The organism is Sorangium sp. So ce448 (assembly GCF_051520915.1).
GTDB lineage: Bacteria > Myxococcota_A > Polyangia > Polyangiales > Polyangiaceae > Sorangium > Sorangium cellulosum_B.
On record NZ_CP150343.1, the window covers coordinates 4,461,939 to 4,474,459 of the forward strand.

Annotated in this window: 7 protein-coding genes; 2 read left to right on the forward strand and 5 right to left on the reverse strand. The window is 71.9% G+C overall.

Going from position 1 to position 12,521, the window contains the following annotated elements; translation table 11 throughout:
* Positions 1 to 155: 155 nt before the first annotated feature.
* Both WMF45_RS17005 and WMF45_RS17010 read right to left on the reverse strand, forming a co-directional pair.
* Positions 156 to 2,183: a DsbA family protein gene (locus WMF45_RS17005; protein WP_437717927.1), complete on the reverse strand. Its 2,028-nt coding sequence runs from the start codon at positions 2,181 to 2,183 to the stop codon at positions 156 to 158.
* A 412-nt stretch (positions 2,184 to 2,595) separates the two neighbouring features.
* Positions 2,596 to 3,090, reverse strand: a complete 495-nt coding sequence (locus tag WMF45_RS17010) for a hypothetical protein (protein WP_437717928.1) — start codon at positions 3,088 to 3,090, stop codon at positions 2,596 to 2,598.
* 290 nt (positions 3,091 to 3,380) lie between these two features.
* On the opposite strand from WMF45_RS17010, the gene WMF45_RS17015 reads away from it, so the two are divergent.
* Together WMF45_RS17015 and WMF45_RS17020 are read left to right on the forward strand one after the other, a co-directional pair.
* Positions 3,381 to 6,185 carry a serine/threonine-protein kinase gene (locus WMF45_RS17015; RefSeq protein WP_437717929.1) on the forward strand — a complete coding sequence of 935 codons (2,805 nt, stop codon included), beginning with the start codon at positions 3,381 to 3,383 and terminating at the stop codon, positions 6,183 to 6,185.
* A gap of 65 nt (positions 6,186 to 6,250) precedes the next feature.
* Positions 6,251 to 7,756: an MATE family efflux transporter gene (locus WMF45_RS17020; RefSeq protein WP_437717930.1), complete on the forward strand. Its 1,506-nt coding sequence runs from the start codon at positions 6,251 to 6,253 to the stop codon at positions 7,754 to 7,756.
* A 19-nt stretch (positions 7,757 to 7,775) separates the two neighbouring features.
* Here WMF45_RS17020 and WMF45_RS17025 read toward each other — a convergent pair whose 3' ends face one another.
* From WMF45_RS17025 to WMF45_RS17035, 3 genes are read right to left on the reverse strand one after another with little or no spacing between them, the layout of a single operon-like run.
* On the reverse strand, positions 7,776 to 9,845 hold the full coding sequence (locus tag WMF45_RS17025; RefSeq protein WP_437717931.1) for a bifunctional aldolase/short-chain dehydrogenase: 2,070 nt from the start codon (positions 9,843 to 9,845) through the stop codon (positions 7,776 to 7,778).
* A gap of 46 nt (positions 9,846 to 9,891) precedes the next feature.
* Positions 9,892 to 11,208 (reverse strand): adenosylhomocysteinase, encoded by a 1,317-nt coding sequence (gene ahcY, locus WMF45_RS17030; protein ID WP_437552819.1) that lies wholly within the window; start codon positions 11,206 to 11,208, stop codon positions 9,892 to 9,894.
* Positions 11,198 to 12,310, reverse strand: coding sequence for an ArsR/SmtB family transcription factor (locus tag WMF45_RS17035; protein WP_437717932.1), 1,113 nt, complete (start codon positions 12,308 to 12,310; stop codon positions 11,198 to 11,200). The genes ahcY and WMF45_RS17035 overlap by 11 nt, the downstream gene beginning before the upstream one ends.
* Between the last annotated feature and the right edge of the window lie 211 nt (positions 12,311 to 12,521).

Consider the following 12,521-nt stretch of genomic DNA (forward strand, 5'->3'; position numbering starts at 1 on the left):
GCGCGCCGCCGCCTCACGGACGACGCGCGCAGAAGGAGGTTGAGCCCGCGTCGCGCGGGGAGGCGGGCGGCTCGGCCGCTCAGCGGGAGCCGCCCGTCGGGTGGGCTTCAGGGAGGGTCAGGGGAAGGGGAGCGAGCGAACCGCGCGGCGGCGGTTCACTTCGGCGCGGCGGGGGCGGCGGCCGGCTGCGTGGCGGGCGCCGGCCTCTTGGCGGGCAGCCCGGCGGGCGCGGTCTCGCCGGCTTCCTTCATGGCCTTGTCGATGAGCTTCTTGAACTTCGAGAACGGCTGCGCGCCGCTGATGAAGTAGCCGTTCACGACGAACGCCGGCGTCCCGCTGATGCCAGCCTTGTCCGCCACGGCGCCCTCGGAGTCCACGAACGCCTTGTGGGTGTTCCCGTCGAGCGCCTTCTTGAACTTGGCCAGGTCGAGGCCCTGCTCCTCGGCGTACTTCTCGAGCGAGGCGCGCGAGAGGGCGTCCGGCTGCCCCTGATTCTTGAAGAGCACCTCGTGGTACGCCCAGAACCCGGCGTTGCCCTTCTGCGTGTAGGCCTCCTGCGCGGCCTCGGACGCGAGCGGCGCGTTCTTGTGCATCGGCAGCGGCCGGTGGCGCCACACGATCTTCAGCTTGTCGCCGTAGGTCTTCGAGATCTGGGAGACCGTGTCCTCGACGCGCTTGCAGAACGGGCACTCGAAGTCCGAGAAGACCTGCATCACGACCTTGGCCTTCTCGCCGCCCTTCCACGGGCTGTTCGGCGCCGGAGCGGAGACCTCCTTGCGCTCGGGCGGCGGGGGCTCCTTGCCGTCCTTGATGATCTCGGCGTAGAGGTCCTTGGCCGCGACGCCCTTGGCGAGCAGCGCCTCCGACTTCTTGATCTCCTCGTCGATGATCGTCTTGAACTTGTCGATCGGCTGCGCGCCGACGAGCCGGCGGCCGTTGATGAAGAAGTGCGGGGTCCCGGACGCCTGCAGGTCGTCCGCGAGCTCCTGATCGGCGGCGATGGACGCGCCGTGCTTCTTGGTGGCGATCGCGGCCTTCACCTTCTCGACGTCGAGCCCGAGCTCCTTGGCGTAGCCGAGCAGGTCCTCGTCGTTGAGCTTCTGCTGGTTCTTCCAGAGCAGATCGTACGCGTCCCAGAAGCCCTTCTCGCCCTTCTGCGCGCGGGCCTCCATCGCGAGCTCAGCCGCGGGCTCGGCGCGCTGGTGGAACGGGAGCGGGTTGTTCTTCCAGACGAACCGGACCTTGTCCCCGTAGGTCTTGACGATCTCGTCGAGGGTCGGGACGACCTTGCTGCAGAACGGGCACTGGAAGTCGGACCACTCGACGATGGTGACCAGCGCGGTGGCCGGGCCCTTCGCCGGCGCGTCGCCGACGGGCACCTTCCAGATGGTCTTGTCGTCCTCCTGCGGGCGCTCGCGGTCCTTCTGCGGCGGCGCCTTCGCCTTGTTCTCCCCCGCGAGCTTCGCGTACACCTTGTCGGGCTTGGTCCCGGCGGCGACCGCCGCCTGCGCGGCCTTGAGCTGCTCGTCGATGACGGACGTGAACTTGTCGATCGGCTGAGCGCCGCTCAGGAACACGCCGTTGATGATCGAGGCGGGCGTGCCGGTGACGCCCGAGGTCTTGCCGACCGCCATGTCGGCGTCGATCTTGGCCATGTACTCCTGCCGATCGAACGCCGCCTTGAACTTCGCCCTGTCGACGCCGGCGTCGCCGGCCCACTTCTCGAAGTTCTCGGGCGTGAGGCTCTTCTGGTTCTGGAAGGCGAGCTCGTGGAACTTCCAGAACGCCTTCGAGCCGCCGAGGCGGAACACGGTCTCGGCCGCGAGCGCCGCCGGGCGCGCGTTCTTGTGGAAGGGGAGCGGGTTGTTCTTCCAGAGGATGCGCAGCTTCTCGGGACCGTACTTGTCCTTGAGCTGGTTGATCGTCGTCTCGACCTTGCTGCAGAACGGACACTCGAAGTCGCTGAAGACGACCATCGTCACCGGCGCCGCCCGGGTGCCCCACATGGGGTCCTTCGACGACACCGGGACCGCCGCGTCCTCGTCGGTCCACGGCTGACCGTCCTCGAGGGCCGCCGAGATCTCATGCCCGCGCGAGCCGGCGCTCCGATCGATGCTCCACATCAGCCCCATCCCTGCGATGAAGCAGAGAAGAAAGCCGACGATGGCTGTTCCCTTGTTCATGATGTTTCCTCTCTCAACGTGGTGGGGCTCCGCCAGGCGGGCCCCTCCTTCAACGCGGGCGCGGCACCGGGTGCAGCGCCCGCGACAAGATCGCGAATCGTGACCTCCCAGGGCGGCGAGCCACCCCGGGCCGAGGGAGCCGCCGCCGCGTGCGCGCGGCGCAGCCCCCAGCGGAGCGCCAGGGCCGATCTCGACCCCTCACGCCGGCGCCTGCGCCCGGCCACGGACGCAGCTGGCACCTCGCCCTCGAGAGGGCGAGCCTGCGCGACGTGGGACCGGACCAGCGCCTAGGAGGCTCGGGTCAGACCGGCAAGCGCTCCGGATCTCGCGGCAGAGACGCCGTCGCGCCGAGAGCTGCGGTCCACGAGAGACCACGCGGCGCGATCACGTGCGGGCTGCCGGCGAGCTCGCCTCATCGAGGCGGGTGGTAAACGCCCTGCGCGACGCCGGGACGCGGTCCTCCGGAGAGCGCCGCGAACGAGAAGAGCGAGAGCGGCGCGCACGGGGCGGGGAGGACGAGGTCAGGAAGGAGCAACGCCTGCTGCGGGGCGCTGGAGAGCTCGCTCACAGGGCCGGGGTGCCGCGAGTTCGGCCCGACCATCGGCCCGCCATCGCCCCTGGCGCAGCCCGGCGCCGCGTCGATCCGCGCGTCGGTGATCGGGAGGGTGCGGGGCGGAGCGACCGAGGAAGCTCCGCGGGGATCGCAGATCGGCGCGTCCCTCGTCTCGCCCGTCGCATCGTCGACGCTGGTCAAGACGGTGCATGACGGCTCGTCCGGCGGGGCGACGATCGTCATCCGGTCTTCCTCGCACACCGGGACGATCGCGGCGCGCGCTGTCAGCGGCAGGACCAGCGCCAACGCGAACGTCAGCACGGTCATCAGGCGCTGGACAGCGTGTCGCGACATCCCTCGCAAGGATTAGCCGAGGCATGCAGGGAGAGCAATGGCCCGGATCCCCGCAGGAACGCGACACTTCGGGGTCTTCCTGGACGGATCCCGACGCTTCTCCAGGGTACCGCCCGGAGGACGCCACTTGTCGACAGGGTGTGGATAACCCTGTGGATAAGGTGGAGATCCCCTGTGTCGAAACGGTGGTTCGAGCGGCCCGCGTCAGCAGGAGCACGGGCGATTTCAGCGTCGCGCAGCGATTCGCGCGAACTTGGCCCACCTTGTCCTACATCCGGTAGGTTCGCTTCATGGCGAACTCCTCCGCGACCGTGCCTCGCCCGGTTCCTCCGCCCTCGCACGAGCCCACCAAGAGCGGCTTCGCTGCGGACGATGTTCCCCGGCCGCTCGGCCGTTACGTGCTCCTGCGGCGCATCGCTCGGGGAGGCATGGGGGAGGTGTTCCTCGCCTCCACGACCGGGCTGGAAGGCGCCGAGCGCCCCGTCGTCGTGAAGATCATCCGCCGCGAGCACGCGTCCGATCCGAGCTACATCGCCCGCTTCCTGGACGAAGCGCGGGTGCAGGCGCAGCTCCAGCACTCCGGCGTCGCGCAGGTCATCGAGGCGGACGTCGACCCCGCGACGGGGGAGCCTTACGCGGTGGTCGAGCACGTCGAGGGCCGGAGCCTCGGCGAGGTCCGGGCCCGCGCGGTGCAGCTCGGGCACCGCTTCGACTGGGCGGAGGCGGTCGCGATCGCGACGATGATCGCCGAGGCGCTCGCCCACGTGCACGAGCGCAGGGACCCGTCGGGCGCCGCGCTCGCCATCGTCCACCGCGATCTGTCGCCGCAGAACGTGATGCTCGGCTTCGCCGGCGACGTGAAGATCATCGATTTCGGCACCGCCCGCGGGCAGAACCGGCGCTGCCACACGGTCGCGGGCGTCGTCTTCGCGAAGCCGGGCTACGTCGCGCCGGAGGTCGCCAACGGCGACCCGGGCGACGCGCGGGTCGATCTCTATGCGCTCGGGATCATGCTCTGGGAGCTGTGCGCGGGGCGCCGGTTCCTCCAGGGCGACGCGCAGACGCACATGGCCGCGGTCGCGCGCAACCAGAACGACCCGCCGCCGATCGCGCTGTCGCTCGGGGCCCCGTCGGCGCTCGACGCCGCCATCGGGCGGCTCACGGCCTTCGACCGCGAGGCCCGGTACCCGTCGAGCCGCGCCGCCGCGCGCGACCTCGCCGCGCTCCTCGGGGCGGCGGTCGCCCTGCCCGGCGGCGAACGCGGCGTGCGCGCGCGGGCCGCGCACCTGATGCAGCGCCTGTTCCCTGGCGAGCCGGGGCGCTCGCGCGGCGAGTTCGCGGCCCTCGTCGCCGCTGCCAAGGCCCATCGCGCCACGGCCGTGACGCCGGTGAGCCCGCGCGCCGAGGCCATGGCCTCCGCCGAGCGCGTGGACGACGGCACGCTGCCCGGGACGCGCTACCGGCTGCTGCGCGAGATCGGGACGGGCGCGAGCAGCACCGTCCACGAGGCGGAGCACGTCGATCTGGGGCGCCGCGTGGCGCTCAAGGTCGTCTCGGCGGAGCACTCGGCGACCGACGTGATCGCGAGCCGCTTCCGCCGCGAGGCCCGCGTCCTCTCGCGCCTCTCGCACGAGCACCTCGTGAAGGTCCACGATTTCGGCATGGCCGCGGACGGCCGGCTGTTCTGCGCCATGGACCTCCTGGAGGGCGAGACGCTCGACGCCCTGCTCGTCCGCGGCGGCGCGATCGACTGGAGGGACGCGCTCGCGATGGCCGCCAAGGTGCTGAGCGCGCTCGAGCTCGCGCACGCCGAGGGGCTCGTTCACCGGGACATCAAGCCCGAGAACCTCTTCATGACGCGCCCGCGCGGCGTCGAGGGGGCGCTCTCCCTCGCGGACGCCGGCCTGAAGCTGCTCGATTTCGGGCTCGCGAAGCGCCTCTCCGACGATCGCGGCGAGGCCGACGGCGTCGTAGACGAGACGGGCGCCGGCGAAGGGCCGGCCCGGGCCGCGGTCGCGATCGTCGGGACGCCCGAGTACATGGCCCCCGAGCAGGCCGCGTCGGGGCGCATCGACGGGCGCGCCGATCTCTACGCGCTCGGCTGCGTCCTCTACGAGATGCTCACGGGGCGCCTGCCGTTCGTCGAGCAGAGCCTCGTCGCGCTGATCGACGCGAAGATCAAGGGCAGCCCCGAGCGCCTCCGCGAGCGCGCGCCGACCCGGCAGATCCCGACGTTCGTCGACGATCTGGTGATGCGCGCGCTGGCCCGTCACCCGAGCGTCCGCTTCCAGAGCGCCGCCGAGATGCGAAAGGCCATCCTGGAGGCGCTGGGGCGACCTGCTCGCGCGCGCACCCGCCGCCGCGCGCTGGGGTTCGCCGCGGTCGCTGCCGCGATGGCGCTCGCGGGCGTGCTGGTCGTCGGCAAGGGGCGCGAGCTGGTGGCCCGTGTCCCCGCGGTCGCTGCGCTCGTCGGCGCTGCGGGCGAGGCGGCCGCGACGTCGGGTGATGCGGCGCAGCCCGCCGCGCCGGCGGTCGCCGCGGAGGCGCCGGCGGTCGTTGCGGAGGCGCCGGCGGCAGCTGCGGAGGCGCCGTCGCTCGCGGCAGCTTCCTACGCGCCGGCGTCCGTCGCGGCAGCTCTCGCGGCGGCCAGCGCGGCAGGGCAGGGGAGCGCCACGCCTCCGGCCCTCGCGGCTGTGCCCGCCGCCGGCTCCGATGCCGCCGCGCCCCGAGAGGGAGCCGCGCAGCCTGCGGCGGTCGTGTCACCTGCGCAGGCCGCCGTCGCGAAGAGCGACGCGGCGAAGCCGCTCGCGAGGGGCGAGTCCGCCCGGCGCGCCTCGGCGATGACCGCGCGCGCGCCGACGCCGAAGGCCGACAAACCTGCGGCGCGCGGCGCGGCGGATCGCGCCTCCCGCGAGGTCGCGAAGCGCGAGCCCAAGGCGCGCGAGCGATCGTCCTCGTCCGCGGCGCGCGAGTCGGCCGCGCCGACACCCGCGCGTGGCGAGGCTGCCACGGCGGCGAAAGACGCGCACGAGGATCGCAGCGAAGCGAAGCGGCGCCGTCACAAGCGGCGGTCCCGGGTCGCGAAAGCGGAGTAGCCGCGCGTCGCGCGGCGCATTTCGCTCGCGCATGGGCCGCGGCGTTGTATACCGCGCAGCCTGCGATGGCTCAGATCGCCTTGTCCGCGCCGGGTTCGAACGCCGTTACTTCGGGCCCACCCCATCGCGCCATCCTGCGGCTCGCGCTGCCGACCGTGGCGGCGATGCTCACCCAGAGCATCGTCAACGAGGTCGACATCGTCTTCTTCGCGCACCTGCCGTGCCCCGAGTCCTCGAACGCGCACGCGGCGCTCTTGCCGTCGCTGATCGTCCTGTGGCTGTTCGGCGGCTCGCTCAGCGCGATCTCGGTCGGCACGCAGGCGTTCACGGCGCGCCGCTTCGCCGAGAATCGCCCCGCGGACGCTGGCGCGGTCCTCGCGAACGCCCTGTTCTTCGCGATCGTCGCCGGCGTCGTGTTCTCCGCGATCGGGTACCTGACGATGCCGTACATCCTGTCCGTCATCATCAAGGTGCCGGACGCGCGGCAGGCGGCGCTCGATTACCTCGGCTGGCGCCTGCTCGGCGTGACGTCGATGGCGGCGACGTTCGCGCTGAAGGCGTTCTTCGACGGGATCGGCAAGACGCACATCCACCTGGTCTCGGCCCTCGCGATGAACGGGCTGAACATCGTGCTCTGCCTCCTGCTCATCTTCGGCAACGCCTCGCTCGGCATCCCGAAGTACGGCATCGCCGGCGCGGGCATGGCCGGCTTCATCTCGACCTACGTCGGCCTCGCGATCATGCTCGCGTACGCGCTCCTGCCGGAGTACCGGCGCAGCTACCGCCCGTTCGCCACGAGCAAGCTCTCGGCCCCGCTCGTCTGGTCCATCCTCAGGCTGTCGATCCCGAGCGCCGTCGCGACCGTCGCGATCATGACGGGCTTCGCCCTCTTCTACGCGATCGCCAGCAAGCTCGACCAGGTCGCGCCGGCGGGCGTGGTCTCGCCGCTCTGCCCCGGCGGCCGCGCGGAGCCGGTGTACGGCGCCGCGACCACGGTGATCGTCGGGATCCTGAAGCTCACGTTCACCGCCTGCCTCGCCTTCGGCACGTCGACGGCGACGCTGGTCGCGCAGTCGCTCGGCGAGAAGGACGGCGACAAGGCCGCGCGCTTCGGCTGGACCAGCGTCCGGCTGGGGCTCGCGATCTTCGGCGTCGTCGGCCTGCTCGAGGCGATCTTCGCGCCGCAGATCCTCGCGTTCGCCAGCAGCAGCGAGCTCGTCCAGGCCGCGGCGCTCCGGCCGCTCCAGATCATGGGCATCTGCACGCCGCTCGTCGCGGTCGGCATGATCCTGACGCAGGCGCTCTTCGGCGCGGGCAACACGATGTTCGTGATGGTCGTGGAGCTCATCCTGCACTTCACCTGCCTCGTCCCGCTGGCGTGGCTGCTCGGCATCACGCTCGGCTTCGGCCTGATGGGCATCTGGGGCGCCGGCGTCGCGTACGTGGTCCTCCTCGCCGCGACCATGGTGTGGAAGTTCCGCTCGGGGGACTGGAAGAAGATCCGGCTCGACGCCCAGAAGCCCCTCGACGAGGCCGTGATCGGCCAGGGCGGCGGCGGGGCGAGCGCGTAGGGGCCCTGAGCCGACCGGCTCAGCGGGGGAAAGCGGCGGCGTTCCCGCCGTCGACGGTCACGACGCAGCCCGTCGTGGCCTCGGCGGTCGCGAGGTAGAGGAAGGCCTGCGCCACGTCCGCCGCGGTGGTCTCGCGCCGGAGAAGGTTGTCGCGGAAGTAGTCGTCGACCGAGACGTTGCGGGCGCGGGCGCGCGCCTCCAGCAAGCCGGCGCCGAAGAGCGCGGTGCGGATCCGGTCGGCGTTCACGGCGTTGGCCCGGATGCCCTGAGGCCCGAGGTCCACGGCGTACTGGCGCATCAGCGAGACGAGCGCCGCCTTGGCGACGCCGTAGGGGCCGAAATCGGGCCCCTGGTTGAACGCGCTCTTCGACGCGTTGAACAGGATCGCGCCGCCTGAGCCCTGCGCGAGCAGCACCCGCGCCGCCGCGCGGGCGACGTTCTGGTGGCCGAGCAGGTTCAGCTCGAGCGACGCGCACAGGGCCTCGTGCCCCTCGGACGTGTGGAGCGATCCAGAGAACGCGCGGCCTGCATTCGACACGACGACGTCGACGCCGCCGAAGTGCGCCGCGCTCTGCGCGAACGCGCGGTGCACGCTCGCCTCGCTGCGCACGTCGCAGGCGACCTTCATGCAGCGGCCGCGGTAGCGGCCCCCGAGCTCGGCGGCGGCCTTCTCGAGCGACTCCTCGTCGCGATCGGCCAGCACCACGTGCGCCCCCGCGGCGAGGAACGCCGCCGCCGTCGCGTGGCCGATCCCCGAGGCGGCGCCCGTGACGAGCGCGATCCGTCGATCGAGCGGGCCCCGCTGGCCTGCGCCGAGCTTCAGCTTCGCCTGCTCGAGGCTCCAGTACTCCATGTCGAAGAGATCGAGCTCCGGGACCGGCTGGTACCCGCCGAGCGCCTCGGCGGCCTCGATCACGGAGACGGTATGGGCGTAGACGTCCGCGACGATCTCCGCCTCGGCGCGGGTGCCGCCCACGCACAGCGCGCCCGCCCCGGGGAACAGCAGCACCCGCGGGAACGGATCGAGCTCGTCGCGGACGACGCTCCGCGCCGCGCAGGAGCGGCGGAAGTACTCGTGGTACTCGTCCACGTACCTCGCGATGGCCTGCTCGACGGTCGCGCGGAAGCGCGCCGTGTCGGTGATGTCGTGGCTGTGGATGACGAGCGGCCGCGCCTTGGTGCGGATGACGTGATCCGGCGTGGCGCAGCCGATCTGCGAGACCCTGGCCAGATCGTCGCGCGCGCAGAACGCGAGCAGCTCCAGGCCGGTGCGGAGCGTGCAGACCCAGGGGCGCCCCGACGCGCGGGCGAGCGCTCCGCGGACGACCGGCCCGATGGCGGCCCGGAGGTCCGGATCCGCCACCACCGTGGGGTGCGAGACGATCACGCTGCGCTCGGCGATGTAGTGCTCGGCGCGCGTCACGGCGTCGATCATGCGCGTGTAGCTCTCCTCGGCGGTGTCTCCCCACGTGAAGACGCCGTGCTTGTCGAGGATCATCAGCGACGGGAGCGCCCCTCGCGCGAGGCGCTCCCGGACGAGCTCGGCGACGCGGCGGGCGAGCGCGAAGCCCGGCATGACGTACGGCACGAAGAGCGCGCCGTCCCCGTAGATCGCCTGGACGACCTCGGCCGAGCCGGGCTGATCGATGACCGCGAGGACGGCGTCCGCGTGCGTGTGATCGACGAACTTCGCGGGGATGATCGCGTGCAGCAGCGCCTCGACCGATGGCGTCGGGCTCGCCGGATCCAGCATCTGGCCGCGCAGCAGCGCGACCATCTGCTCGTCGGTCATCGCCTCGAGCGCGCAGGCGCGCTGGAGCGGCGCGAGGCGGCACGCCGGGAAGCCGCGCGGCTCGATGGTCGCGAGGTCCCACCCGCTGCCCTTGATGAAGAGCACGTCGACGCGATCGCCGAGCAGGTCGACGGCCGTGCTCTTGACGCTCGTGTTCCCGCCCCCGTGGAGGACGAGCGACGGATCGGCGCCGAGCAGGCGGGAGGTGTAGACGCGGAGGGCGAGATCCTCGCCCCAGGTCGAGGCGTAGGTGTCGAGGGTGCGCTGGGCTTCGTCCTTGCTGTGGCGAGGATCCATCGTTCGGCCGCCTACCCCAGCGGCGGAGGCGCCGAAAGCCCGCCGCTCAGTAGCGGTAGTTCTCGGCCTTGAAGGGGCCCTCGGCGGGGACGCCCAGGTACTTCGCCTGCTCCGTCGTGAGCTGGGTCAGCTCGACCCCGAGCTTCGGCAGGTGCAGCGCCGCGACCTTCTCGTCGAGCTTCTTCGGCAGCAGGTGGACGCCGATCGTGTGCTTCTCGGTCCACAGGGCGATCTGCGCGAGGACCTGGTTGGAGAACGAGGTCGACATCACGAACGACGGGTGGCCGGTGGCGCACCCGAGGTTCACGAGCCGGCCGCGCGCGAGGACGATCAGCCGCTTGCCGTCCGGGAAGATGAAGTGATCGACCTGCGGCTTGATGCTCTCCTCCTTGATCTCGGGGTTCTTCTCGAGCCACGCGATCTGGATCTCGGAGTCGAAGTGCCCGATGTTGCAGAGGATCGCCTCGTCCTTCATCGCGATCATGTGCTCCGCCCGGACGACGTCCTCGCAGCCGGTCGCCGTGACGAAGATGTCGCCGACCGGGGCGACGGTCTCGAGGCGCTTCACCTCGTAGCCCTCCATCGCCGCCTGCAGCGCGCAGATCGGGTCGATCTCCGTGATGATCACGCGCGCCCCCAGGCCGCGCAGCGACTGCGCGCACCCCTTGCCGACGTCGCCGTAGCCGCACACGACGGCGACCTTGCCGGCGAACATCACGTCGGTGGCCCGCTTGATCCCGTCGCCCAGCGACTCGCGGCAACCGTAGAGGTTGTCGAACTTGCTCTTGGTCACCGAGTCGTTGACGTTGATCGCGGGCACCTTCAGCTTGCCCGCGCGGTGCATCTCGTAGAGCCGGTGCACGCCGGTCGTCGTCTCCTCGGACAGCCCGCGGATCGGGTCGGCGCCGGTGAAGAGCTCCGGGTGCTTCTCGTGGGCGACGATCGTGAGATCGCCGCCGTCGTCGAGGATCATGTTGGGCCCCTTGCCGCCCTTGAAGGCGTAGAGCTGCTGCTCGATGCACCAGTCGTACTCCTCGAGGGTCTCGCCCTTCCACGCGAAGACCGGGATGCCGGCCGCCGCGATCGCCGCCGCCGCGTGATCCTGCGTCGAGTAGATGTTGCAGCTCGTCCAGGTGACCTCGGCGCCGAGGGCCACCAGCGTCTCGATCAGCACCGCGGTCTGGATCGTCATGTGGAGGCAGCCGGCGACGCGCGCGCCCTTGAGCGGCTGCGTCGGGCCGTACTCCGCCCTGAGCGCCATCAGCCCGGGCATCTCCTTCTCGGCGATGCGGATCTCCTTGCGACCCCAGTCCGCGAGCGTGATGTCGGCGACCTTGTAGGAGAGCTTCTTCTCAGCAGTCATGGTGTCCCTTTGCCTTTTCGGTGAATGCGCTTGAGCGCGCGCCGCGCCAGCCGACGAGCAGCTGCCAAACCAGGTGTCGATCCGGGCCTTCGCCCTGCCATGCCGACGGCAGCCGCCGGAGCTCGACGCCGGTGAGCCCGGCCTCCTCGGCGAGGCCTCGGAGATCGCCCGGCGAGAAGCCGAGCCAGATGTCCGCCTCCTGCTCCCGGAGGGCCTGATCGTGGTGCGCCTCGTAATCGAGCACGCACACCGCGCCCCCGCGGGCGTGAGCGCCGTCGCCGCGGCCGGGCGCGGCCGGGCGCGCGAGCTCGACGAGCGCGCGCATCGCCTTCGCCGGCTGAGGCGCGTGGTGCAGCACGCGCGCCGCGAAGACAACGTCGGCGCCCCCGGAGAGCGCCTCGCCGGCCTCCGGAGGATCGCCGCCGAGCGCGCGCGCCACGGCCCGGATCACCTCGGGCCCGTCGATCTCGCCGCACACCAGCTCGACGTTCTCGAGGCTGCGCCGCCGCAGGCGCTCCCCGGCGAGCTGCAGCTGCGCGCTCGCGCGATCGAGCGCGACGACGCGATCGAAGACGGGCGACAGCACCTCTAGCAGCGCCCCGTCGCCGGTGCCCGCGTCGACCGCCAGCCGCCGATGGGGCAGGAGCGGCGCGAGCGCCGCGAGGTAGGCGGCGAGCTCGGCCGGCGGCCCCGGGCGCAACGGCCGCCCGCCGCGCGCGAAGAACTCGCGCGTCTCGGCGTCGCGCGCGGCCAGCACCTCCTCGACGCGCGCGAGCGTCCCGTCCGCCGCGCACGCGCGCTGGCCCGCGCGCACCGCGTCGTCGACCACGGGATCGGTCGTTGCGCGCGGATCCAGGCGGAGCAGCGTCCACGTCCCCTGGCGTCTGGCGAGCAGGATCCCCGCCTCACGGAGCGCGGCCGCGTGGCGCGAAATCTTCGGCTGGCCCTCGCGGAGCAGCTCGGCCAGCTCCCCGACCGCGAGCTCCTCCGCCGCGGCCAGGCCGAGGAGCCGCACCCGCACCGGATCCGCCAGCAGCCGGTACAGCTCGCACCGCGCCACCGCCTCCTCCGGTTGAGCCGGCGTCTCTGCGGCCGAGACCATGGATCATGTATATGTGTTGATGCGCATAGATGCAAATAGTTTGAGCAAGGCCCTGAACGCGCCCGGTTCGCCGCCAAGGCCCGGCTGACACGTGTGCCCGGGCACCCCGGCTCGCACGCCGAGGCTGGCTCCCGTGCGGCGGGCAGCCGTGGCCAGCCGTGCGCACGGGGGCGCCCTTCGACGGCCGCTCCTTCCGCTTCCTCTTCGATCG